The organism is Arthrobacter dokdonellae (assembly GCF_003268655.1).
Classification (GTDB): domain Bacteria; phylum Actinomycetota; class Actinomycetes; order Actinomycetales; family Micrococcaceae; genus Specibacter; species Specibacter dokdonellae.
The window spans coordinates 671,552-694,614 of sequence record NZ_CP029642.1 but is presented as its reverse complement, the minus strand read 5'-3'; the positions used below and the strand labels follow the sequence as shown (position 1 = coordinate 694,614).

Here is a 23,063-nt window from a genome sequence, read left to right as displayed (position 1 = left end):
CCAGGCGCCCCTCTCCCCGGCTTAAATTCGGTAATCTGCTAGAATTTAACGTCTGCCCGTAGCAATGACGCTAAAAGCCGCAAGCAAATGACCTCCGTAGGGAGCTGAACAAATGCCCATGGACCGAAGCATGATTCATCCGGAAACAGGTGTTAAGGACACCACCGAAAAAACGCAGGCCACGCCCAAAAGGCCGCGCCTGCCGCAACTGAAACGACGCCGGCTCGACGTGGACCACGTCAACGTCGTCGACACGCCGATGCTGAAAAAAGCGCTCGGCGGCACCGTAGTCGGCAACACCATGGAATGGTACGACGTCGGCGTGTTCGGCTACCTGATCGCCACCATGGGGCCCGTCTTCCTTCCGGAAGCCGACAAGAGCGTCCAAACATTGTTCCTCCTGGGGACGTTTGCCGCAACGTTCCTGGCCCGTCCGCTGGGCGGGGTCGTCTTTGGTTGGCTCGGCGACAAGGTCGGCCGGCAAAAGGTGCTCGCCACCACGCTGCTGATCATGGCCGCCTCCACCTTTGCCGTGGGCCTGCTTCCGGGCTACACGCAGATTGGGATCTGGGCCGCCGTGCTGCTGGTCCTTTTGAAGCTGGTGCAGGGATTCTCCACCGGCGGCGAGTACGCCGGCGCCACCACGTTTGTAAGCGAGTACGCGCCTGACAGCCGCCGCGGCTTCTTTGCCAGCATCCTGGACCTGGGCAGCTACATGGGCTTCGCCATCGGCGCGGCCTTGGTCTCCGTGCTGCAGCTGACGCTGGGGCAGGACGTCATGGAGCAGTGGGGCTGGCGCCTGCCGTTCCTGATCGCGGGCCCGCTGGGTGCCATCGCCATCTACTTCCGGATGAAGATCGAGGAGTCCCCCCAGTTCCAGGCCACCCTGGACGCCAATGAGGAGAACTCCAAGGCGGCGGCCGCCGGCGACGAGGACACTTCCAGCGGCCCCGTCCGGCTGGTCAGGGTGTATTGGCGCCAGATTGTGCTCGCCATGATCCTCGTGGCCGCCGCCAACACCGTGGGCTACGCCCTGACGTCCTACATGCCGACCTACCTCACGGACTCCAAGGGCTACGACCCCGTCCACGGCACGCTGCTGACCATCCCGGTCCTGGTCATCATGGCCCTGTGCATCCCGTTGACGGGACGGCTCTCCGACAGGGTGGGCCGCCGGCCCGTGCTCTGGGTCGGCGCCCTGAGCACCGTGGTCCTGGCCCTCCCGGCGTTCATGCTGATCGGCGTCGGCGCCATCTGGTCAACAATTCTGGGCCTGGCGCTGATCGCCTTCCCGGTAACGTTCTACGTGGCCAATCTGGCGTCCTCCCTGCCGGCGCTGTTCCCCACCTCCAGCCGCTACGGCGGCATGGGCATTGCCTACAACTTTGCCGTGGCGATCTTTGGCGGCACCGCGCCGTTCATTATTCAGGGTCTTATTACGCTCACCGGCGACGACTTGATGCCGGCCTATTATCTGATGTTCACCTCCGCCATCGGCGCGGTGGCGATCTACTTCCTGCGTGAGTCGGCCCAGAAGCCGCTGCCCGGTTCGATGCCGAGCGTAGCCACGGTGGAGGAGGCGGAGGCGCTGGTGGCCGGGCAGGATGAAAACCCCCTGCTGGACATGGACCACCTGCCCTTCGACGAGACCTACGAGCCGGCGACCCCTGGCGCGGGCATCCCGGTGACCGTTGGACGCCCCGAAACGGTGTCCTGACCCGGGCCGCCGCAACTCCCCCTCCGGGCGCCGGAAACCGCCTCGATCTCGATGAACACCGGGTGACGGATGCGGATTCCGGCGCCCGGTTTGACGTGCAGTGCCGATGCACGTGTCGCCAGCGCGCGGGCAGACTTCAGCAGGGACGGGACCTCCGCCGCCCTGTAGGCGTGGCCAAAGGGATCCACAAGGACGGCCCCGGCCGCCACCTCGGACGGCGGCGGCCACGGTTCCGGACCGTGGCGCAGCCACAGGCATTCAAAAAGCGCTTCAAGCAGGGCCCCAGTGTCGGTCGGGTGAAACCTGTGCAGCGGATAGCGGTGCGGGCCGCGGCGCTGCGCCTCATCCCAGGCATGCCCGAGCCATGAGAAATCCGTGACTCCCACATCCCGCACCAGGGCGAGGCGGCCGTCCGGACGCTGCGCCAGCCGGAACGGCACACCCTGCCGGTCGAGGATGCAGGCGGCCTCGCCCGGGTATTCAAACGCGGCCACGACGGCGCCTGCCGATTCATGGAAGTCAAACTCACCGCCGTCGTCCACGGAGATAAAGCCGCCGACACGCACGGTGGGCTGCGGAACTGTGTTCATGCATCCATGGGAACACCTCCGGGAGCGGCCGGAGCCATTCTTGACGCGATCCATACAGGTCCGGAAACAATCCTGACACCGCCTTGACGCGCGCCCCTACCGCCTGTGGTGGCCGGCGGCGGCCGCAAGGCCTACCACCGTCGCCTCGAGGTCGTGGAGCGACTCCTGCATCCAGGCGGCAGCGGAATCGTTGAGCAGCCTTACCGACTCGTCCGCGGGACAATCGGACTGGACCGCCAGATAGTGGTCGAGCTCGCGGCGAAGCCTGCCAATGAGCCCCATCAGCTCGGCTGCCAGTTGATCCCTCCCGGCCTGCCGCGCACTTGGCGCCGGACATTCGACGCCCGGGGGATGGATCATGCGGTGTCTGCCCCCTTCCAAAAAGACGCAACAAAATGGTTGTGCCGGGGTCTGGGGCAGATGCCCATTCTAAATCATTTCCAAGGGTTCTGGCGGGAATCCGGCGGCCATATTTGGTCCTCCGCCCGTGGGGCATAGGATGATGGGAGACCCGCCATTCCGAAGTTCGTGTCGCAGCACTGAGACAACGCCCAAGGAGGCCAATCGCCGTGCCTCTCCCTGCCTATCCAGGTGCCGGACCGGCGGACTTCGGTGCCGGGCTGTGCGCCGCCTTTCTGCAAGCCCTGCCTGTCACGGGCGTTGCCGTCTCGGCCTTTCCGGGCCGCATTCCGGAGACCTCCATTTGGGCGACGGACGCCATTTCTGCCCGCATTGATGAACTCCAGTTCGATTTGGGCGAAGGGCCCAGATGGGAGGCGGCCCGGACGCGACAGCCGGTTGCGCTTCCCGACGTGAGGCAGGCAGCGCACGCCGCATGGCCGGTTTTTGCCAAGGCACTCCAGGAACTCGATGTTGCGGCCCTCTTTGTGTTTCCCCTGGTGCTCGGCACCATGGACATCGGCGTCATTGAGCTCTACAGCACGACGCCGGGCGCCCTCGGCCGCGCCGACCATTCAGCGGCCCTTCGACTCGCTGACGCCGCCGCCTGGAAACTGCTCCGCCACCTGCTCACGGCCGACAGCGGCGGGGAGCCTTCCTCCCGTCGGGATGAATCACCACTCTCGCGCAGGGAAGTCCATCAGGCAACCGGCATGGTCCTCGCGCAGGCCGGGGTGAGCGCCACCGATGCGCTGCTGCTGCTCAGGGCGCGTGCCTATTCGCAGGGGCGTTCCGTCCGCGACGTTGCCCAGGAAGTGGTTAACCGGACCATGGACTTCTCTCCCGCGCCGGGGGATGAAGGCACAGCCGGTGTGAAGTAGAATTTCGATTATGGCCATCCAAAGCCGCGCCGGGCGCGTGAGTGCCGCCTTCGTCAAGATCGCGGACACCCTGGTGGTCGACTACGACGTCATCGACCTGCTCCACACCCTCGTTGACGAATCGGTCTCGCTTCTCGACGCCACGGCGGCAGGGCTGCTGCTCGCCGACCCCGCCGGGGACCTGCAGCTCATGGCCTCAACGAGCGAGAAGAGCCAGCTGGTGGAGGTGCTTCAACTGGAAGCCGGTGCGGGCCCGTGCGTTGACTGCTACCTGAGCGGCGCCCCCGTCGCCGTCCACGACATTGCCGCCGACGCGTCCCGGTGGCCGCAGTTCCAGGCTGCCGCGCTGTCGCAGGGATTCAACTCGCTGCACGCCGTCCCGATGCGGCTGCGCGGCCACACGATAGGCGCCCTGAACCTGTTCCGGCAGGAAGCCGGCCCGCTCAGCGCGGAAGACGCCGCGATCGCCCAGGCTTTCGCGGACGTCGCCACCGTCAGCCTCCTGCAGGAGCGGGCCCTGCGTGAAAGCACCATTGTCAACGAGCAGCTCCAGCGGGCGCTCAACAGCAGGATCGTCATTGAGCAGGCCAAGGGCGTCATAGCCCACACGGCCAACGCCAGCATTGACGATGCCTTCGCGCTGCTGCGTTCCTATGCACGCGCCCACAACCAGTCCCTCGACGCCACATCAAAACTCGTCGTGGCACGCAAGCTCGCCATTACACGGTGACGGGCGCCGGCGCGTCAGGCCGCCCCCCCTCACCGTCCGCGGCTGCCCGCGGCTGCCGCCAGCCTGTCGGGAACCAGCCGGCTGAGCGCAATGAGCGTGGAGTAGCGCCGCGACGGGATGGACACGGACTTGCCGCGGGCGGAGTCTGCCAGCCCCTCACGCACCACCTGGTCCGGGTTTAGCCACATCCACTTCGGAATGCGCCCCAGGTTGGCGCCCATCCGCCGGTGGAATTCCGTGTGCACAAATCCCGGGCAGAGCGCCATCACATGGACGCCGCGGGGACCGTAGCGCAGGTTGGCGAAGCGGCTGAAGCTGATGCCCCAGGCCTTGGCGGCGCCGTACGAGCCGCGGGGAATGAAGCCGGCGACGCTGGACACGTTGATGATCCGCCCGCTGCCGCGTTCCAGCATGGGTTCAAGCGCCGCGTGCATCAGCTGCATGGGCGTGCGGACCAGGATCCGCAGGTGGTCCGTTTCCTCCGCGGCCGTGCTGTCCTCAAACGCCGTCACCAGGCCAAAGCCCGCATTGTTCACGAGCAGCTCAACGGGCCGCCCGCGGTCCGCCAGCCGGGCGGCGACGGAGGCAACGCCGTCGTCCGTCAACAGGTCGGCGGGCAGGACCTCCACGTCCCCACCGAAGTCCTGGCGCAGCCGGGCCGCCTTCGCCTCGAGCCGGGAAACGTCGCGCGCCACGAGCACCAGATTGTGCTGGGACCTCGCCAGCTGCCGGGCGAACTCGGCGCCGAGCCCGGACGTGGCGCCGGTGACAAGTGCGGTGCTGCGCGCCACCTACAGCTCGGCCGGGAGATCGGTGTACTGGGTGTACAGCTCCGGGTTCTTCTCCACGAACCGGGCCACGTACGGGCAGTGCGGGATGATGCGCTTGCCGGAGGCCACCACGTCGTCCAGGGCGTACCGTGCCAGCACCTTGGCCAGCCCGCGGCCCTCGAAGCCGTCCTGGGTTTCGGTGTGGATGAGGTCGATGTGTCCGGGCAGTTCCTGGAAGAGGATGATGACGCCCAGTTCCGGGCCCACGTGCAGCTCGTACCGGTGCCGGGCGTCGTTGCGGGTCATGGTCACATCTGCTTCGAATGCGTCGCCTTTAACTGCGTCGCCGCGCCCGGCTGTTTCATCACTCATAAGGTGAGCTTGGCACAATGCCGGGGCGCTGGCAACAGGCCCTTAGCGGCCCGCGCCGCCCTGCCACAGCGCCGTGAAAGGGGCCCCGGAAACCACGCGGTTCCTGATGCCCTCGGTGACAAAGGCCTTGGCCGTCCGGGCGGCTTCCAGGGGCGTGGCGCCCTTGGCCAGTTCCGCCGTGACGGCCGCGGCCAGGGAGCATCCCGCGCCGGAGACGGCCGCCTCGCCCACCTTGGGCGCGGACAGGACCTCCAGCGTTTCACCGTCAAAGAAGACGTCGACGGCGTCCTCGCCTTCCAGCCGCACCCCGCCCTTGGCGAGCACGGTTGCACCGCTGAGCTCATGGATCTTCCGGGCGGCGGCCTTGAGGTCCTCAACGGTGTTGATGGCCAGGCCGGAGAGTGACTCCGCCTCAAAGTGGTTGGGCGTGACGAAGGTGGCAAGGGGCAGGATTTGGGCCTTGAGCGCCTGGTCGGTGTCCAGGGCGTGGCCCGGTTCCTGGCCCTTGCAGATCAGCACAGGATCCAGCACCACGTTCTTGAAGTTGGCCGCCTTGAGCGCCGTTTCCACGGTGCCGATGGTCGCCGGGCTGCCCAGCATGCCGATCTTCACGGTCTCCAGCACGGTGGGCGCGCCGGAAGTGGAGCCATAGGCGGCGGTGGTTGCCTCCAGCTGGTCCGCGATGACCTGCTGGTCCACCGGCACAAAGCGGTGATTCCAGTGGTCCGTCGGATCGAAGGAGACGATGCAGGTGAGATTGACGATGCCAAAGACGCCCAGCTCCTGGAACGTCTTCAGGTCCGCCTGGGCGCCGGCGCCGCCGGTCGCTTCGGAGCCGGCAATGGTCAGGGCAAGTGCTGGTGCTGTGGAGGTCATGCATCCATCCTGCCATTCCGGGCAGGGCGCTCCGGGCCGTGCGGGCAAAAAAGAACCGCAGGCCGTAACCCGTTGCCGGGTTCTGACCTGCGGTTTTTCCAAGGTGGGCCCTATGGGGCTCGAACCCATGACCCACGGATTAAAAGTCCGATGCTCTACCAACTGAGCTAAAGGCCCGTTCCTGCTGACAACCCTTCCGCGAGAGGAAAAGTTGTCGGAATTCAGACTACCGCACGGCGGGCGCCCGATGGCAATTTCACCGCTGCCTCCGGCGGCCCTGCCTGCTTCCTCGACCCTGCCGCGCAGCTGGCGTAGTGTCGGATCATGAACGAAGGACCAGGCAACCGAGCACCCCGACCGCACAAGCCACTGCCCTTTGCACCGGCAGACTTTGAGCCGTTCACCGGCGGAACCGACCCCGCCCGCGTGTCCGAGGCGGCGCATCTTGCCGCCCGCGCGCTGGTCCGCGGCGGCCGGGAGAGCAACGACCCCGCGATCACCAAGCGTCTGGTCAAGCTCGCGGACCGCCAGGGCCTGGAAGCCATTGCCGAGATGTGGGCGGCAAGCCCCGCCCGTTCGCTGCCCGGCGCCCTGTGGCGGCTGTATGCCCTGCGTGCCGCCACGTTGCGGGATCCGGAGGGCATCAGCATCTTTTTCCGGGCCGGCCAGCACCGGGCGCAGGTGGCCAACGCAGTCGCCGGCGTCGCGGAACCTCCGGGAGCCGAGGAGATCACCACCATGGCGGACGCCATCCTCTCCGGCGCGTTCGACGGCGACTTCGACGTTGCGCTGGAACGCTCTGCCGCGTTCTGCCGCGTGGTGGCGCTGGGGCAGGCCTCCGTGGCCGTGGACCGCAAGTCCGCGCACCCGGAACACGCACAGGCATTGAACAAGAAGGCCCATCAGCTGGTGCGCACGGCCGAAGACCTTGAAGGTGCCGCGGCGTCGTGGCGCAAGGGTGAACTCGACTAAAGTTGCGCACCCGCTTTGTGGCCGCGCCCCCTGTACCGCAAGGGCTGAATGCGCAGTCCACAGGGTCCGGTTGACAGCAGGGACCCAACGTAGAACACTGAAAGTGGTGTCGAACTGCGGAACCCCCGGGCTCCATTTTATTGCCGCTTCGAGCGGCCCTGTGCCGAGAGGCGCTCCCGGTTCGACACCACTTTTTTGCCCGGATTTCCACCCAGACAAAGGCCGCCCCGAGTGAAGTTGCGCTTCTTCCGCCACGAGACTGCCGGGCTGGACAGTCTGGTTCTCATGGCCGGACAGGTGCTGGCAGGCACCCAGACGCTGGCCGAACTGCTGGGAGCGCGCCGCGGTGATTTCCCCGCGTTGGCCGAGACCATGCGCCAGCACGAGGGCACGGCGACCGCCCAATTTTCCACCCTGCTGACCACCATGCGCACCAGCTTCATCAACCCGCTCCCCCGCGAGGACCTGTACGCCCTGGGCAGGCTGCTCCACGAAACATCGGAGATCCTCACCGGCGCGGCGGAATTCATCGAGCTGTACACCTTGGAGCGCATCCCGGCCCGCGGCGCGGACCAGCTGGAGATCGTCTCCCGGCAGGCCGAGCTGACGGTAGCGGCCATGAAGGCCCTGAACGACCTTGACTCGCTCGAGGACTACTGGCTGGAGATCCTGCGCCTGGCCAAGCGCGCCGACCACACGCACCGCGTCCTCGTGGCCGAACTGCTGGAAAACCACAGCCCCGCCAGCTTCGCCAAGTACCGTGGTGTCGCCGACCAGTTCGCCGCCGCCAGCACCAAAATGCGCGCCGTCGCCACCCAGGTTGGCAGCATCATCGTCAAGGAATCCTGACCTTGGTGGGGTTTCTGCTCGCCGCCGTCATCGTTGCGGCGGCGGGCTTCGCGTTCCTCAACGGCTTCCGCGATGTCTCCTCCGCCGTCGCCCTTTCCGTGCGCACCCGCGCCCTGACGCCCACGCTGGCGGTGCTGCTCGCCGGACTGTTCAATTGCCTTGGCGCGCTGCTGAGCGCGTTCCTGGTGGCCGCGTTCGCCGGCCGCCTGTTCACGGTGCCGCCGGGCCGCACCGGGCTGATCCTGCTGCTCGCGGGCCTCCTGGGGGCGTGCCTGTGGGGTGTGCACCAGTGGTGGCGCGGCTATCCGTCATCGTCCACGCATGCGCTGATCAGCGGGCTCGTGGGTGCCTCGCTGGGGGCCGCACTGCTGGGCCGTCCGCCGCTGCAGGGCATCAACGGCACGCTGCTGGCACTGGTCGTGCTGCCCCTGCTCGTCTCCCCCGTGATCGCGTTCGTGCTTGGCTTCCTGGCCGTCTATCCCACGTCCTGGGCGTTCCGGAACACGGCGCCGGGGCAGGTGTTCCGGCGGACGCGCCAGGCCCAGTCCGTGGCCGGGGCCGCCGTGGCGTTTGGGCACGGCCTCCAGGATGGCCAGCGCACGACGGCGGTTGTCCTGTTTGCCCTTTTGGCCGCCGGCTTGGGCACGGAGGGCGCGACGCCGGCGTGGGTGCCGGTCTTCACCGCCGTCGCCCTGACCGCGGGAACGCTGGCCGGTGGGTGGCGGATTTCCTACACCCTGGGCCACCGGCTGGTTCGGGTGGACCCCATGCGCGGCTTTGTGGCGCAGATCGTGGCCGCGGCGCTGCTGTTTGTTGGTGCCATCGGCCTGGCACTGCCGCTGTCCACCACGCACACAGTGACCTCGGCCATCGCCGGGGCCGGGCGGAACCAGCGCTTCTCCGTGGCCAACGGCCGTGTCCTGGGCCGGATCGTGTGGATGTGGGTGGCCACCCCGTTTGCCTGCGCGTTCCTCGGGGCGCTGTTTTTCCTGGCGTTGTCGCCCCTAGCCTGACCAGCCTCGTCGAGGTTCGAGATCACCACCCCAAAGACAGTCGAGGTTCGAGATAACCACCTGCCGGAGCGTTCCGGAGAGGTGGTTATCTCGAATGTCAACGAGGGGAGGCTACCCGAAGCGGCCGGAGACGTAGTCCTCGGTGGACTTCTGACCCGGGTTGTTGAAGATGGTGGCGGTCTCGGCAAACTCGATCAGCCTGCCGGGCTTGCCCGTGCCGGCGATGTTGAAGAACGCCGTCTTGTCCGACACACGGGCAGCCTGCTGCATGTTGTGCGTGACGATGACCACGGTGTATTCGTCCTTGAGCTCGTTGATGAGGTCCTCAATGGCGAGCGTGGAGATGGGATCCAGGGCGGAGCAGGGCTCGTCCATGAGGATCACGTCCGGGGAAACGGCGATGGCGCGGGCAATGCACAGGCGCTGCTGCTGGCCGCCGGAGAGGCCGGAGCCGGGCTTCTGCAGGCGGTCCTTGACCTCGTTCCACAGGTTGGCGCCTTGGAGGGATTTCTCCACGAGGTCGTCGGCGTCTGACTTGGCAATGCGTCGGTTGTTCAACTTCACGCCGGCAAGGACGTTGTCGCGGATGCTCATGGTGGGGAACGGGTTGGGCCGCTGGAACACCATGCCGATCTGGCTGCGCACGGTCACGGGGTCCACGCCGTCCGCATAGAGGTTGTCGCCGTCCAGCAGCACTTGGCCTTCGACGCGGGCGCCGGGGATGACCTCGTGCATGCGGTTCAGGGTGCGCAGGAAGGTGGACTTGCCACAGCCCGAGGGGCCGATGAAGGCGGTGACGGACTTGGCGTCAAGGGTGATGTTGACGTCTTCCACGGCGAGGAAGTCGCTGTAGTAGACATTCAGCCCGCTGACGTCGATGCGTTTGGACATGTTGGTGAAGTTCCGTTTCTTAGGTTCTAGCGGCCGGTCTTGGGAGCGAAGATGCGCGCCACGAGGCGGGCGCCGAGGTTCAGGAGCATGACGAGCAGGATCAGCAGGAGGGCCGCGGCCCAGGCGCGCTGCGCGGACGGGTCGGGGTTGGACGGCGAGGTGGGGGTCATGATCTGCGTGTAGATGAACGTGGGCAGGGACGCCATCCACCCGGCAAAAACGTTTGAGTTGATTTGGGACGCAAAGCCTGCGGTGACCAGTAGCGGCGCGGTCTCGCCGATGACCCGGGCGATCGCCAAGGTGACGCCGGAGGCTATGCCGGAGATCGCCGTCGGAATGACCACCTTCAGGATGGTGCGCCACTTGCGCACGCCGAGCGCGTAAGCGGCCTCGCGGAGTTCGTTGGGCACGATCTTGAGCATTTCCTCGCTGGAGCGCACCACCACCGGGATCATCAGCACCGAAAGGGCGACGGCGGCAACGAAACCGGTCTTGGTCCCCGGCCCCATGACCAGGCCAAAGAACGCCGCCGCGAACAGGCCGGCCACGATCGAGGGTATGCCGGTCATGACGTCCACCAGGAAGGTGATGACCTTGGAAAACTTGTTGTCCGCACTGTATTCGACCAGGTAGATGGCCGTCAGCAGGCCCACGGGCACGGAAATCACCGACGCCCACAAGGTGATCAGCACAGAGCCCAGCAGCGCGTGGTAGACGCCGCCCAGGACGGGCGTGTGGTTGGCCACCGAGGCGTTGTCAATGGCGCCGGTGACGCCCTTCATGGACGTGCCGAGGAAACCGGGGCTCAACAGACCGGGTATGCCGTTGACCAAAACCGTCCAGATCACGGAGACCAGCGGCAGCAGGGCCACCAGGAACGCGCCCACCACCAGGGAGGTGGCCAGCCTGTCCGTGGCCTTGCGGCGTCCTTCGACGACGGCGGTGCCCGCCACATTGCCCGCGGCAAACAGCACCGCGGAGAGCACAGCCCAGCCAAAGACGTTGAAGCCGACGAGGGCCATGAGGGCTGCGGCCACCACAATGGCTGACCCGGCAATCACGTAGGGCGTGTACTTGGGCAGCCGCCCGCGGGTCAGGGCGGAATGTTTCCGTTCGGTCATGAGCGTCGCCATCAGTTGGCTCCCGAGAATTCTTTGTGGCGGCTGATGATCCAGCGGGCCACCATGTTCACCAGCAGGGTGATGAGGAACAGGACCAGACCCGCTGCGATGAGTTCATGCAGGCGCAGCCCAAACGCCTCGGGGAAATTAAGGGCGATCTCGGCGGCGATGGTCTGGTTGCCGGAGCGGATCAACGACGCGATCAACGGCCCGGAGGAGAGCACCAGGGCCACGGCCATGGTTTCGCCCAGGGCCCGTCCCAGGCCCAGCATGACGGCGCTGATAATGCCGCCGCGGGCAAAGGGAAGCACGGCCATCCGAATCATTTCCCACCGGGTGGCTCCCAGTGCCAACGCCGCTTCCTGGTGCAGCATGGGCGCCTGGAGGAAGATTTCACGGGCCAGGGACGCAATGATGGGCAGGACCATGACTGCCAGCACAATGCCGGCCGTCAGGATGGTCTTGCCCGTGCCGGACGCGGGTCCGGCAAAGATCGGGATCCAGCCAAGGTTGTCCGCCAGCCACTGGTACGGCACCTTCAGCTGGGACGCCAGAAACGTGGCGCCCCACGCACCATAGATGACCGAGGGAATGGCGGCGAGCAGGTCCACCACATAGCCCAGCCCGCGTGCCATCCCGCGCGGTGCGTAGTGCGAGATGAACAACGCCACCGCAATCCCCACCGGCGTGGCGATGACCAGCGCAATGGCCGCTGCAATCAGGGTTCCGACGACTATGGGAAGGATGTAGGAGGCGAACCCCCTGCCTCCGGTGATGTCGGCGGGCGCGGCGCTGAAGGTCGGCAGGGCCTGGATGACCAGGAACATGGCGACGGCAAACAGCACGACGACGATCAGCACGCCGGCGCCGAGCGCAGCGGCGGAGAACACCTTGTCTCCTGTGCGGCCGGAGCCGGCCTGCCGTGTCCTCGCCTTGGGTGCGGGCTTGATGGTGGACAAACTAGTACCTTCTACGTTGCTTGTCGCTGCCTACTTGGCAACGGTGATGGAGTCGATCGAGGCCTTTGCCTTGGCGGCGAGCGCGGCGGACAGCGGGGCGCTCTTGGCGGCGTCGGCGGCAGCCTTCTGTCCGGCGTCGCCGACCACGAAATTGCCGAAGGCCTTCACCAGGTCAACGGTCTTGGCGTCCGGGTAGTGGGCGCAGAACACGCCGTAGGAAACCAGGACGGCCGGGTAGGCGCCGGCCACGGTGGTGGTGCGGTCCAGCTTCAGCGAGAGGTCGTTGGCGGAGCGCCCCGCCACGGGCTTGGCCTGGTCGACCGCCTTGGCTGCGGCCTCGGCGGTGACGGGAACGTACGCGTCGCCAACTTTCAGCTCGGCCTTGCCGAGGTCGCCGGTGACGGCCGAGTCGTCGGCATACGTGACGGCGCCGGCGGTCTCGGCCACTGTCTTGACGACGCCGGAGGTGCCCTTGGCGTTCTCGCCCGGCAGCGCGGAGGGCCAGTCGCCGGACTTGGCGTCGGTCCAGACCGACTTGGCCGCCTGCGCCAGGTAGTCCGTGAAGTTTTCGGTGGTGCCCGAGTTGTCCGAACGGTGCACAGGCGTGATCGCCAGGTCCGGAAGGGCTGCGGACGGGTTCGACGCCTTGATGGCGGGATCGTTCCAGTTCTTGATCTCGCCGCGGAAGATCCTGGCGACGGTGCCGGCGTCGAGCTTGAGGTCCTTCACGCCGGGGACGTTGAACGCAACAGCGATCGGGGAGATGTACCACGGGACGTCGATGGCGCCGTCGGGGCCGCACTTGGCCTTCGCGCTGGCGAGTTCCGCGTCCTTCATGTAGGCGTCCGAACCGGCAAACTGCACCGCACCGGCGATCAACGCCTTCCGGCCCGCACCGGAGCCTTCAGGCGAGTACTGGACCGTGGCACCGGCGTTGGCGGACTCGAAGCCGGCCTTCCAGGCATCCATGGCGGCGGAGATGGAGGTGGCGCCGGTGCCCGTCAGCGTCCCGGTGACGGATGCTCCGGGTCCAGCGGTTGTGCCGCCCGCGCCGGGTGTCACGGCGTTGTCCGTGCCGCAGGCAGTCAGGGCGAGCGCGCCGACGGTGAGAACTGCTGCCACCCGAGCTATGTGTAGTGCCTTCACGCGATTTACCTCTTCGATGGGTATCTGGGGTTCCTTACCCCTTGAAGCTACGGGCGCCAGGTGACGCGACGGTCCACCCCAAATGAACGCAGGGTGAACGCTGATGGGATTCTTGGTTCTGGCATTCCCGACGCCGCCATCGGGAGACACGGCTCACACCGAAACTGGTTGCAATTTGGCAACCATTTCAATATAGTTGTCATTAATCAACCGCTTTCACTATTCCCTGGAGCCCTTTTGTCACAAATAACCAAGCCGACACGGCCGGACCGCGCCCTGTCCGACTCCGGCATGACCCACCGCCAGGTGATCCAGTCGCTGACCGGCCTGCTGATGGGCATGTTCGTCTCCATCCTCGCCGGCACCGTGGTCTCCACCTCGCTTCCCGTCATCCTCTCCGACCTGCACGGAGACCAGGCCGCCTACACGTGGGTCGTGACCGCGACTCTGCTGGCCACCACCATTTCAACCCCGATCTGGGGCAAGCTCGCCGACCTCTCCAACCGCAAGGTGCTGCTGCAGCTTTCGCTGGTGGTCTTTGTCGTGGCCTCCGCCATTGCCGGCTTCTCACAGGACACCTCGATGCTCATCACCATGCGCGTCTTCCAGGGCCTGGGCGCCGGCGGACTGACAGCCTTGAGCCAAATCGTCATGGCGGACATCATCTCCCCGCGTGAACGCGGCAAGTACATGGGCCTGTTCGGTGCCGTCATGGCCCTGGGCACCGTGGGCGGCCCGCTGATCGGCGGCTTCATCACCGACGCCATCAACTGGCGCTGGAACTTCTTCGTGGCGCTGCCCTTCGCGGCCATTGCCATCATCCTGATCCAAAAGACGCTGCACCTGCCTGTGCAGGCAAAGCGCAGGGTCAGCATCGACTACGCCGGGATCATCCTGCTCTCGGCCGGCGTGTCGCTGCTGCTGATCTGGGTGTCCCTGGCCGGAAACCAGTTTGAGTGGGCCAGCACCACCACCGCGCTGATGGTCGCCGCCGCGGCCGCCGCACTGCTTGCCTTCGTCATCGTGGAACTGAAGGCTTCCGAGCCGATCATCCCGCTGACCATGTTCAGGAACCGGACCTTCACCCTCTCCGTCGTCGCCTCAATCTCCGTGGGCGTGTCAATGTTCGGCACCTCCGTCTTCCTGGCCCAATACATGCAGCTGGCGCGCGGCGCCAACGCGACCCAGTCCGGGCTGATGACCATCCCCATGATGGCCGGCCTGCTCATCATCTCCACCATTGCCGGCGCGCTGATCTCCAAGCACGGCAAGTGGAAGACGATCATGGTCGCCGGTTCGATCCTCCAGCTGCTGGGCCTCTACCTCCTGGGCACGATCCACTACGACACCAACTTCGTCCTGGTCTCCGTGTACATGTTCCTCCTTGGCGCCGGCCTGGGCATGGTCATGCAGAACCTGGTCCTTATTGTGCAAAACGCCGTCACCCCGGCCGAGATCGGCGTCGCAAGTTCCGGCATCGCCTTCTTCCGGTCCCTCGGCGGCACCATCGGCGTCTCGGTCCTCGGTGCGCTCATGGCAACCAAGGTCGTGGACCTGCTCGGCGGCAAGGCGGCCGAACTGCAGTCAGCCATTGCGGCACTTGGCACACAGGGCAAGGAACTTGCCTCCGCCCTGGCCAGCGGAAGCATTCCTGCAGTCCACGGCCTGCCGGATTCCGTCCGGACCATCGTTGAATCCAGCTACGGCGATTCGGTGGCCTTCGTTTTCATGGTCGCCGCCCCGCTGAGCATCCTGACAATCCTGGCGGTGGCCTTCCTGCCCAACCTGGAACTGAGCACGCAGACCCGCGACCAGCGCGAGAAGAGCGACGCCGCTGCCACCGGCCACCGGGATCTGGAAAACGCCGAGCACACCCTTGCCGATGTCAGCGAGGCTCTGGTTGCCGTGACGCCGGGCCTTGAGACCGGCGCGCAGCCCGTCGGGCGGAGCTAACATGGATTGCATGAGCGACCCCTTTGCACTGCCGTCCGCGGACGCCGCCGACCCGGCATTGCAGGAGGCCATCCGGGACGTTGAAAAGCAGTTTGGGATCATGATCGTCAAGACCCGCAAAAGCATCCTCAGCCGGGCGGCAGCCATCCACCCCGAGCTGCAGCCGATGGGCTTTAAGGTGCTGACAATCCTCTCCCAGTCCGGACCCATCCAGCAGGTGGCCCTGGCGCACAACGTTGATGCGGACAAGGCGGCAATGAGCCGGACCATCAAGCAGCTTGAGGCCCTCGGCCTGGTCGAGCGCACCCCGGATCCCAGCGACGGGCGCGCCCATCTCGTCGCCATGACAGGGGAGGCCCGAACCCGCTTCGACGATACCCAGTCGCAGGCCCGCAGGGTCCTCTATGACAGGCTCTCGGCGTGGGACGCGGGCGAAGTCCGGCGTTTCGCCGACCTGTTGGACCGGTTAAACACAAGCACCGAGTGATTCGCAGGGGCCACCCACGGCCCTCCGCCCGGGGCGGAGAGCAGTGGGCGGCCCCCCTTGTACTTGCGACACGGGGACCGCCATCCCGCATAGACTGGTTCCCATGCCCGAGCTGGACCGGCCCGCCAGGACCCTCACCTTCGTCAAGACGCGTGCCCGGCTTGGTCTCCGGCGCAGCGCGAATTCCGTCCTTCAGGCGCTGTTGATCACCATCTGCGCAGTGGGCGCCTACTACTTTTCGTCACTGGTCCTGGGCCACCAGGGACCGCTGTTTGCGGCCACCAGCGCCATCATCGCACTGGGCTTCTCCCGGGATCCAAGGCTGCGGCGCGTCATGGAGGTCGGGCTGGGATGCACCATTGGAATCGTGCTTGGCGACACCCTGCTGACCTGGCTGGGCTCGGGCATCTGGCAGGCGGCCCTGGTGGTTTTCCTGTCCATTCTGCTGGCCCGGTTCCTTGATTCGGGCGCCATTTTCACCACCCAGCTCGCCCTCCAGTCCCTGTTGGTGGTTCTGCTCCCCGTCCCCGCCGGCGGGCCATTCACCCGCAGCATCGACGCCGTTGTGGGCGGCTGCTTTGCGCTGGCCGCCACCCTACTGGTGCCGCGCGATCCGCGCAGGGCACCCAAAAGCGACCTGAAGGTCATGCTGGGTGAGCTTTCACTCGTGCTGCGAGAGTGCGCGTCCGCGCTGTCCTACAACGATTCCACCACGGCATGGCATGCCTTGGTCCGGGCCCGCAGCCAGCAGCCCCGCATCGACTCAATGCGCCAGGGCCTGCACGGTGCCGTCGAAATCGCGCGTCTTTCCCCCCTCTACCGGCGCCACCTGGAAGAGGTGGAGGGGATGTCACGACTCATGGAACGTGTGGACTACGCGATGCGCTCCAGCCGGGTGCTGGCGCGCAGGCTGGCAAGCGCCATCACCAATGCCGCACTTTCCGATGCCGGCAGCATGCATCTGGCAGAGGTGCTGGGCGACTCTGCCTCCGCCCTCGACGAGTTGGGAGCGGCGCTTGCCCACCCGCCGTCGGGCCCCAGCAAGGCCTCCCTGAGCCATGCCCGCGACGCCCTCGCCGACATCGCCACCCGGCTGCACCCCGGCACGCTGGAAATCACGCGCATGGAGGGGGAAGCGCTGGTGCTGCTTTTCCGCACGCTCATGGTGGACCTGCTGGAGACGGCAAAAATGGATCCGGCGGACGCCCGCTCACTGCTCCCCAAACTGTAGTTGTCCACACCCCCCACCGCCCCACGGGCGCCGCGTGTCGGTGGCCGGCGCTAGGGTTGTTCCATGGCAACAAAGACAACCAAGGCGCCCAAATCCACCGGTCAAAACTTCCGGTGCACCGAATGTGGTTGGACTGCCGTGAAGTGGGTAGGGCGCTGCGGCGAATGCCAGGAGTGGGGCACGCTTGAGGAGGTCGGCACGGTCATGGTACGCACTACCGCGGCTACCACCGTGGTGCGCCCGGCCCAGCTGATCTCGGAGGTGGACGCGTCCAAGGCGGCACACAACCTGACCGGGGTGCCCGAGCTGGACCGAGTGTTGGGCGGAGGCATGGTGCCCGGTGCCGTCATCCTGCTGGCAGGCGAACCAGGGGTGGGCAAATCCACGCTGCTGCTTGACGTCGCCGCAAAGTTTGCCCGCAATGAACATGGCCGCGAACCGCAAAAGGTGCTGTATCTGACGGGCGAGGAGTCCGCGGCGCAGGTGAAGCTGCGCGCCGAACGCATTGGCGCCGTCGCCGACACCCTCTATTTGGGTGCCGAAACGGACCTGGGCACGGCGCTGGGCCAGGTGGAGGCTGTACAACCGGCGCTGTTAATCGTGGACTCGGTGCAGACGTTTAGCAGCGTCATGGTGGATGGCAGCGCAGGCGGGGTCTCCCAGGTGCGCGAGGTGGCGGCCTCGCTCATTGCCGCGGCCAAGCGCCTGAACATGACCACCCTGCTCGTCGGGCACGTGACCAAGGATGGCTCCATCGCCGGCCCGCGCCTGCTCGAACACCTGGTTGACGTGGTCTGCCAGTTCGACGGCGAACGCCACTCGCGCCTGCGCCTGCTGCGGGCCGTGAAGAACCGCTACGGGCAGACGGACGAGGTCGGCTGTTTTGACCTGACCGACGACGGCATCGAGGGGCTTGCCGATCCCAGCGGGCTGTTTACCAGCCGCACCAGCCAGCCGGTCTCGGGCACTTGCATTTCGGTGACGATGGAAGGCCGGCGGCCCCTGCTGGCTGAAGTCCAGTCCCTGCTGACCACCTCGATGGGATCGCAACCGCGCAGGACCGTCAGCGGGCTCGACTCCTCGCGGGTGGGCATGCTGTTGGCCGTGCTGCAGCAGCGTGCCGGCCTGCACCTGGATGCCGACGACAGTTATGTGGCGACTGTGGGCGGGGCCCGACTGACCGAACCCGCCATGGACCTGGCCGTGGCGTTGGCCATCGCGTCGGCCAAAATCAACCGGCCCGTGCATCACAAGATGGTGGCGTTCGGCGAGGTGGGCCTGGCGGGGGAAGTACGTCCCGTGCCTGGCATCAACCAGCGCATCCAAGAGGCGGCCAGGCTGGGTTTCACGCATGCGCTGGTGCCCCTCAGCCCGGCGGGACCGGGCACCATACCGCCGAACTTCACGGTCAAGCAGATTGAGCACATTGCCGAGGCAACCGAGCTGCTGCTGCATCTCTAGGGTGGTCGAGCTCGGCGGAGCTGGCCGGCGGGCTTTCCCGTGGAGCCGGCCGGATCCGATGCGGTGAGGCTGACCGGATCCGGTAACCGAATCCGAACTGGATATTTTAGTAAATATCTTCTAGACGTACTTATATTTCCCGGTTGTGTGATCTAGACTTGGTTTATGGGCACGATGGATCGGCCCGGCAGCACGGGGGATTCCACCCCCGCCGGACCGCCTCTTTTGGATCAGACCCCCGGCCGCAGGCCGGAGGAGCACAAGCGTGCGCGTCCCGCGTCAGTCCTCGCCGGGCCAGCTTTTCCGGCAGCCGCCGTTGCCGGGGACGTGCCGTCCCGGGGTCCCGGCACCGTTTCGGATGCTGCGGCGGCACAAGCCGCGCAGGCATCCGCCGACACGGCGGGGGCAAGTGCCGCCACGGCAGGCGTGATGGGCGACGCCGTTGGCGTGGTGTCGGAGGCGGCGTTGGCGGCGTTGATCGCCTCGGACCCTGACGCCGGGGAACTGTTCACGGCCACGAGCGGGGCCGCGTGCGCCCGCCAGCCCGCCGTCCCCGACGACCGGGCCGGCTGGCCCAGCGATGAGGACATTGACCGGCTGATTGCCTCCATGCCCGAGGACGGCTGGGCGGACCGGGCTGCTCCCGACGGAACCGGCGGGACCGCGGTGTTTCCGTTCCCGATGGCCGATGCGCCGTGGGCGGTCCCGGACCAGTGCGACCCGGCCGTGTCCCTGCTTCCGGGCCCGGCGGACCTGGGCCGGGTACGGATCCTCCAGGCGTCCGTCCCGGACCTGCCCGAGGCCCCGCGGCCGGCCAACCCGGCCCATGTGGCCTGGTCCCCGGTGGCCGGGGCGGACGCCCTGGCACACCTGGACCCGCACAGGCTCGGGGAGAACGACCTGCTGGACTACATCCACGCCGCCAACCGGCTCTGCGCCTTCGCCTGCGCCATGGAAAACGACGCCCTGGCCGTCTTCGCCACCCGCCGCCCGCCCCTGCCCAGCGAACAACCCGCCACCACCGCCCGCAAGCTCCAAGCAGGAACACTCCACGACACCGGGAAGCTCCAGGACACCGGGGAGCCCGGCCCGGGCGGACTTGGGCCGGACAGAGAGCCCGGCCCGGGCGGACTTGGGCCGGACGGGGAGTTGGAGCGGGCAGGGGAGTTGGGGGAGGCCTGGCGCCGGTCCCGGTACGCGGCCGCGGAGATCATGGCCGTGCACTGCGTGGGGATCGGCACCGCGCACCAGCTCCTCGATGACGCCGAAACCCTGGCGAACAACCTGCCCGCCACCACCGCCCTGTTCCGGGACGGGCTGCTGGACCCGGTACGGATCAAGGCCATCCTGGCCGGGCTGGAAAACGTCCCCGCCGACGTCCAGACACTGATCGAGCCGCTGTTCCTGCCCGGGGCCGCACGGACGAACCCGCGGGCCCTGACCCGCAAGATCCGTGCCCTGGCCCAAAAACACCACCCCGAACCCCTCACCGAACGCCACCAACGCGCCCGGACCCAACGCCGGGTCTGGTTCACCGCACTGCCCGACGGCATGGCCCAACTCAGCGCCGTCCTGGACGCCGCCCCCGCCAAGTCCCTCTACGACACCCTCGACGCCTGGGCCCGCCACGCCCAACACGAAGGCACCCTGCCCGGCGGGGCGCCCAGCACCGCCACGACCCCCACCGGCCGTCCCTCCCGCTCCCTGGACAACTACCGCGCCGACACCCTCCTGGACCTCCTCCACCAAGCCCTCCACCCCACCACCAACCGCGCCGGCCGCAGCAACAGCGGCAACCGCGGCGCCAGAACCCAAGGCGGCGGCGCCAGCCCCCAAGGCGGCAGCACCCCAGGCGGCAGCACCCCAGGCGGCAGCACCCCAGGCGGCGGCGCCAACGGCGGCGGCAGCACCCCAGGCGGCGGCGCCAACGGCGGCGGGCCCGCGGGCAGCGCCGCCCGGGACGCGGCCGGCCCCCCGCTCCCGGTGCCCGTCGCAGTCCCAGAACCGGTGCCGGAGCCGCGGTTCACCTTCGGCATCTCGGCGAAGATCTCCGTCACCGTGCCGGCCCTGACACTGCTGGGCCACTCCGAAGAGCCCGGCTACCTGGACGGCTACGGCCCCATCCCGCCCGAACAGGCCCGCGAACTCGCCGCCGGATCCTACTGGTGGGAACGGCTCCTGACCGACCCCGCCACCACGGCCAGGCTCACCGTCGGCCGGCAACGCTACCACCCACCGGCAGACATCGCCGCCGAAGTACGCCGCCGGGACCCCGTATGCACCGGCATCGGCTGCGACCACCCCGCCGCGAGCTGCGAACTCGACCACACCATCCCCTACTGGATGAACCGCCACCACCCCGACGGCACCCCCCTGCCCAAAGGCGAAACCAGCGTCGAAAACCTCCGCCCCCGCGACACCTACTGCCACCAACTCAAAGACAACCCCGACACCGGCTGGACCGTCGAACCCCACAGCCCCCAACAAACCAAAACCACCACACCCACCGGCCGCACCTACCTCCACACCCAAACCAACGAACCCTGCCCCTTCTAGACCGTCGACAAGACGGCCGGCCCGCGAGGTACATGTGGAGGCGGGCACGCGAGGTCGAACGTCCACAGCCGGTCGCGGACCTGGGATCAATACCTTGAAAACCACATAAAACCGCGCCAGACCACGGTTAACACTATTATGGGCAATGAAACCTGTGCGGAATCCCGCTCATGAATAGAAGGACTCGTTAATGCTTCGCAGCCCCGAAGACGCCTTGAAGGCCACTCTCGCCAGAGTTGCCCCGGGAACGCCTCTCCGCGACGGCCTGGAACGGATTCTTCGGGGACGTACGGGAGCCCTGATTGTGCTCGGTTCCGACAAGGCCATCGACAACCTCTGTTCCGGCGGATTTGAGATTGGAATCGACTTCGCGCCCACCCGCCTGCGTGAATTGGCGAAAATGGACGGCGCCATAATTTGCGACAAGGAAGTCACCAAAATCCTTCGCGCGGCTGTCCAGCTGGTGCCGGATCCCAGCATCGAAACGCAGGAATCCGGCACACGCCACCGTACCGCCGAACGCGTCGCCATTCAGACCGGGGTTCCGGTGGTTTCTGTCAGCCAGTCGATGCAGATCATTGCACTTTACGTGGACGGCTTACGCTATGTTCTGGAAGGTTCAGAAAAGGTGCTGGCCCGCGCCAACCAGGCGCTGGCTACCTTGGAACGCTACCGCGCACGTCTCGACCAGGTGACAAGTTCCCTGTCCGCCCTGGAAATTGAGGCCATGGTTACGGTCCGGGACGTTGCCGTGACACTGCAGCGCCATGAGATGGTGCGGCGCATTTCCGAGGAAATCGCCCAGTACGTGCTTGAACTTGGCGCTGATGGCCGCCTGCTCTCGCTGCAGCTCGATGAGTTGACGGCAACGCGGGGTTCCGGTGCTGAAATGGTGATCCGCGACTATACCGGCCCCGGCCCCACCGATGTGGACGCGGCCATCGCTGCACTGCAGGAGGTCGACCAGGCGGACCTGATCAACCTCAACCTGATAGCCGGCGTCGTGGGCCTCTCCAACCTCGATTCACTCGAAGCCATCATCCAGCCCCGAGGCTACCGCCTTGTCTCCGAGCTCAAAGCGGTCCCCGGCGCCGTCGCCGGCCGCCTTGTGGACCATTTCGGCGGGCTCCAAAACCTGATGGCCGCCACAATTGACGACCTCATGGCCGTTGACGGCATTGGCGAACTTCGCGCCCGCACAGTGCGTGAGGGCCTGTCACGCATCGCCGAGGCCAGCCTGCTGGACCGCTTCCTCTAAAAAAGGAGCTGTCACGCAGTACGCGAGCGGAGGCCCGAATGGGTCGGCAATTTCGGCCTATTGGAGCGCGAACACGGTCTTGCCGCTGGACCATTTCCCCAATGTCGCCATGAACACGTACGTTCCCGGGCCCGGCGTGGCCGTGACCTTGGCGCAGCCGGCGGCGCTGCGGTTCCGCTTCCACGTGAAGCTGGCGGTCTCCGAGGCGCCCGGCTGCAAACCCTTGACCAGGTTCGTCGAATCCGCCTGACAGTCCCTGGAATTGAAAACGATGTCCTCGCCGCTGGTGACCTTGAATTCCATCTGGCTGGTCCCCACGTTGATGTTGCACGGCGCCTTGCCGGTGTTCGTGACACGCAAAGTCAGCTTCGGGTCCACCCCGGCCGCGTACTGCGCCTTGTCCACGGCGGCGCTGACCTTGATGCCCGCTTCGTTGCAGACGCCCGACGGCGCGGCCGCCGGAAGCGGTGCCTGCGCGGCAGGTGCGGTGGACGTTGGGGTGGCGCTGGATGCATCGGTGGACGTTGGGGTGGCGCTGGATGCATCGGTGGACGTTGGGGTGGCGCTGGATGCGTCGGTGGACGTTGGGGTGGCGCTGGATGCGTCGGTGGACGCGGGCGCTGCGGGCGGGGTCCCGGCGTCGGACGTACCCGTGCTGCCGAGGAAGTTGGCCAGACCGATGCCGCCTGCCACGAGTAGGGCCAGGACGATCAGGGCCAGGACGCCGACCACCTGACGCCTGCGCCGGTACACCCTGGCAGAGACCTTGGGTCTCGGGGCAGGGTGCCCCGCACTGCCGCGCTGCCCGTTTTTCCCTGATGTAGCCACGCT

General features: G+C 66.9%; 22 protein-coding genes and 1 tRNA gene. 12 read left to right on the top strand and 11 right to left on the bottom strand.

Translation table 11 applies throughout. From position 1 onward, the window contains the following. Window positions 1-130 precede the first annotated feature (130 nt). Entirely contained in the window at window positions 131-1,717 is a 1,587-nt protein-coding gene (locus DMB86_RS03150; RefSeq protein ID WP_227878569.1) for an MFS transporter, read from the top strand. On the opposite strand, the gene DMB86_RS03145 is transcribed toward DMB86_RS03150, so the two are convergent. Together DMB86_RS03145 and DMB86_RS03140 are read right to left on the bottom strand one after the other, a co-directional pair. Further along, on the bottom strand, window positions 1,651-2,307 hold the full coding sequence (locus DMB86_RS03145) for a hypothetical protein (RefSeq protein WP_113716510.1): 657 nt from the start codon (window positions 2,305-2,307) through the stop codon (window positions 1,651-1,653). The genes DMB86_RS03150 and DMB86_RS03145 overlap by 67 nt on opposite strands. Before the next feature lie 96 nt (window positions 2,308-2,403). After that, a complete protein-coding gene (locus DMB86_RS03140; protein ID WP_113716509.1) occupies window positions 2,404-2,667 on the bottom strand; it encodes a hypothetical protein in 264 nt (87 codons plus the stop codon). Window positions 2,668-2,876: 209 nt separating this feature from the next. On the opposite strand from DMB86_RS03140, the gene DMB86_RS03135 reads away from it, so the two are divergent. After that, entirely contained in the window at window positions 2,877-3,587 is a 711-nt protein-coding gene (locus DMB86_RS03135; protein WP_113716508.1) for a GAF and ANTAR domain-containing protein, read from the top strand. Window positions 3,588-3,597: 10 nt separating this feature from the next. After that, the gene (locus DMB86_RS03130; protein ID WP_113716507.1) at window positions 3,598-4,317 is read left to right on the top strand and encodes a GAF and ANTAR domain-containing protein; all 720 of its coding nucleotides are present in this window, start codon (window positions 3,598-3,600) and stop codon (window positions 4,315-4,317) included. A 29-nt stretch (window positions 4,318-4,346) separates the two neighbouring features. Here the strand turns inward: DMB86_RS03130 and DMB86_RS03125 are convergent, their stop codons facing one another. From DMB86_RS03125 to DMB86_RS03110, 4 genes are all read right to left on the bottom strand, one after another. Continuing rightward, window positions 4,347-5,108: an SDR family NAD(P)-dependent oxidoreductase gene (locus DMB86_RS03125; protein ID WP_113716506.1), complete on the bottom strand. Its 762-nt coding sequence runs from the start codon at window positions 5,106-5,108 to the stop codon at window positions 4,347-4,349. Then, entirely contained in the window at window positions 5,109-5,459 is a 351-nt protein-coding gene (locus tag DMB86_RS03120) for a GNAT family N-acetyltransferase (RefSeq protein ID WP_113716505.1), read from the bottom strand. Between the two features lie 42 nt (window positions 5,460-5,501). Further along, the gene (locus DMB86_RS03115) at window positions 5,502-6,335 is read right to left on the bottom strand and encodes a hydroxymethylpyrimidine/phosphomethylpyrimidine kinase (RefSeq protein WP_171814347.1); all 834 of its coding nucleotides are present in this window, start codon (window positions 6,333-6,335) and stop codon (window positions 5,502-5,504) included. 104 nt (window positions 6,336-6,439) lie between these two features. Then, window positions 6,440-6,512: transfer RNA gene (locus DMB86_RS03110), tRNA-Lys, on the bottom strand. Window positions 6,513-6,659: 147 nt separating this feature from the next. On the opposite strand from DMB86_RS03110, the gene DMB86_RS03105 reads away from it, so the two are divergent. The 3 genes from DMB86_RS03105 to DMB86_RS03095 all read left to right on the top strand — a co-directional run bounded on the left by DMB86_RS03105 (window position 6,660) and on the right by DMB86_RS03095 (window position 9,169). Continuing rightward, the gene (locus DMB86_RS03105; RefSeq protein ID WP_113716503.1) at window positions 6,660-7,307 is read left to right on the top strand and encodes a hypothetical protein; all 648 of its coding nucleotides are present in this window, start codon (window positions 6,660-6,662) and stop codon (window positions 7,305-7,307) included. 231 nt (window positions 7,308-7,538) lie between these two features. Next, entirely contained in the window at window positions 7,539-8,156 is a 618-nt protein-coding gene (locus DMB86_RS03100; RefSeq protein ID WP_113716502.1) for a DUF47 domain-containing protein, read from the top strand. Between the two features lie 5 nt (window positions 8,157-8,161). Then, window positions 8,162-9,169 (top strand): inorganic phosphate transporter, encoded by a 1,008-nt coding sequence (locus DMB86_RS03095; protein WP_335645038.1) that lies wholly within the window; start codon window positions 8,162-8,164, stop codon window positions 9,167-9,169. Window positions 9,170-9,280: 111 nt separating this feature from the next. On the opposite strand, the gene pstB is transcribed toward DMB86_RS03095, so the two are convergent. From pstB to pstS, 4 genes are read right to left on the bottom strand one after another with little or no spacing between them, the layout of a single operon-like run. Continuing rightward, window positions 9,281-10,060, bottom strand: a complete 780-nt coding sequence (gene pstB, locus DMB86_RS03090) for a phosphate ABC transporter ATP-binding protein PstB (protein WP_113716500.1) — start codon at window positions 10,058-10,060, stop codon at window positions 9,281-9,283. A gap of 26 nt (window positions 10,061-10,086) precedes the next feature. Then, complete coding sequence (gene pstA / locus DMB86_RS03085; RefSeq protein ID WP_418202299.1) at window positions 10,087-11,181, bottom strand: phosphate ABC transporter permease PstA; 1,095 nt, start codon at window positions 11,179-11,181, stop codon at window positions 10,087-10,089. Window positions 11,182-11,192: 11 nt separating this feature from the next. Beyond that, window positions 11,193-12,140, bottom strand: coding sequence for a phosphate ABC transporter permease subunit PstC (gene pstC / locus DMB86_RS03080; RefSeq protein WP_227878568.1), 948 nt, complete (start codon window positions 12,138-12,140; stop codon window positions 11,193-11,195). Between the two features lie 30 nt (window positions 12,141-12,170). Then, window positions 12,171-13,286, bottom strand: a complete 1,116-nt coding sequence (gene pstS, locus DMB86_RS03075; protein ID WP_113716498.1) for a phosphate ABC transporter substrate-binding protein PstS — start codon at window positions 13,284-13,286, stop codon at window positions 12,171-12,173. A 291-nt stretch (window positions 13,287-13,577) separates the two neighbouring features. Between pstS and DMB86_RS03070 the strand changes: the two genes are divergently transcribed. The 6 genes from DMB86_RS03070 (at window position 13,578) to disA (ending at window position 22,232) form a co-directional block, all read left to right on the top strand. Next, on the top strand, window positions 13,578-15,239 hold the full coding sequence (locus DMB86_RS03070; RefSeq protein WP_113719304.1) for an MDR family MFS transporter: 1,662 nt from the start codon (window positions 13,578-13,580) through the stop codon (window positions 15,237-15,239). Window positions 15,240-15,249: 10 nt separating this feature from the next. Continuing rightward, window positions 15,250-15,726: a MarR family winged helix-turn-helix transcriptional regulator gene (locus DMB86_RS03065; protein WP_171814346.1), complete on the top strand. Its 477-nt coding sequence runs from the start codon at window positions 15,250-15,252 to the stop codon at window positions 15,724-15,726. A gap of 103 nt (window positions 15,727-15,829) precedes the next feature. After that, a complete protein-coding gene (locus DMB86_RS03060) occupies window positions 15,830-16,957 on the top strand; it encodes an FUSC family protein (protein ID WP_113716496.1) in 1,128 nt (375 codons plus the stop codon). 63 nt (window positions 16,958-17,020) lie between these two features. Next, a complete protein-coding gene (radA, locus tag DMB86_RS03055; protein WP_113716495.1) occupies window positions 17,021-18,418 on the top strand; it encodes a DNA repair protein RadA in 1,398 nt (465 codons plus the stop codon). A gap of 165 nt (window positions 18,419-18,583) precedes the next feature. Continuing rightward, the gene (locus DMB86_RS21415) at window positions 18,584-20,974 is read left to right on the top strand and encodes a DUF222 domain-containing protein (RefSeq protein WP_129545451.1); all 2,391 of its coding nucleotides are present in this window, start codon (window positions 18,584-18,586) and stop codon (window positions 20,972-20,974) included. Between the two features lie 190 nt (window positions 20,975-21,164). Continuing rightward, complete coding sequence (gene disA / locus DMB86_RS03045) at window positions 21,165-22,232, top strand: DNA integrity scanning diadenylate cyclase DisA (RefSeq protein WP_113716493.1); 1,068 nt, start codon at window positions 21,165-21,167, stop codon at window positions 22,230-22,232. A 57-nt stretch (window positions 22,233-22,289) separates the two neighbouring features. Here disA and DMB86_RS03040 read toward each other — a convergent pair whose 3' ends face one another. After that, complete coding sequence (locus tag DMB86_RS03040; RefSeq protein WP_113716492.1) at window positions 22,290-23,060, bottom strand: DUF4232 domain-containing protein; 771 nt, start codon at window positions 23,058-23,060, stop codon at window positions 22,290-22,292. Between the last annotated feature and the right edge of the window lie 3 nt (window positions 23,061-23,063).

Coding starts and splice junctions, on each gene's coding strand:
- DMB86_RS03150 (WP_227878569.1), top strand. CDS start 131: ATGATTCATCCGGAAACAGGTGTTAAGGACACCACCGAAAAAACGCAG.
- DMB86_RS03145 (WP_113716510.1), bottom strand. CDS start 2,307: ATGAACACAGTTCCGCAGCCCACCGTGCGTGTCGGCGGCTTTATCTCC.
- DMB86_RS03140 (WP_113716509.1), bottom strand. CDS start 2,667: ATGATCCATCCCCCGGGCGTCGAATGTCCGGCGCCAAGTGCGCGGCAG.
- DMB86_RS03130 (WP_113716507.1), top strand. CDS start 3,598: ATGGCCATCCAAAGCCGCGCCGGGCGCGTGAGTGCCGCCTTCGTCAAG.
- DMB86_RS03120 (WP_113716505.1), bottom strand. CDS start 5,459: ATGAGTGATGAAACAGCCGGGCGCGGCGACGCAGTTAAAGGCGACGCA.
- DMB86_RS03115 (WP_171814347.1), bottom strand. CDS start 6,335: ATGACCTCCACAGCACCAGCACTTGCCCTGACCATTGCCGGCTCCGAA.
- DMB86_RS03105 (WP_113716503.1), top strand. CDS start 6,660: ATGAACGAAGGACCAGGCAACCGAGCACCCCGACCGCACAAGCCACTG.
- pstB (WP_113716500.1), bottom strand. CDS start 10,060: ATGTCCAAACGCATCGACGTCAGCGGGCTGAATGTCTACTACAGCGAC.
- pstA (WP_418202299.1), bottom strand. CDS start 11,181: ATGACCGAACGGAAACATTCCGCCCTGACCCGCGGGCGGCTGCCCAAG.
- DMB86_RS03070 (WP_113719304.1), top strand. CDS start 13,578: ATGACCCACCGCCAGGTGATCCAGTCGCTGACCGGCCTGCTGATGGGC.
- DMB86_RS03065 (WP_171814346.1), top strand. CDS start 15,250: ATGAGCGACCCCTTTGCACTGCCGTCCGCGGACGCCGCCGACCCGGCA.
- DMB86_RS03060 (WP_113716496.1), top strand. CDS start 15,830: ATGCCCGAGCTGGACCGGCCCGCCAGGACCCTCACCTTCGTCAAGACG.
- radA (WP_113716495.1), top strand. CDS start 17,021: ATGGCAACAAAGACAACCAAGGCGCCCAAATCCACCGGTCAAAACTTC.
- DMB86_RS21415 (WP_129545451.1), top strand. CDS start 18,584: ATGGGCACGATGGATCGGCCCGGCAGCACGGGGGATTCCACCCCCGCC.
- disA (WP_113716493.1), top strand. CDS start 21,165: ATGCTTCGCAGCCCCGAAGACGCCTTGAAGGCCACTCTCGCCAGAGTT.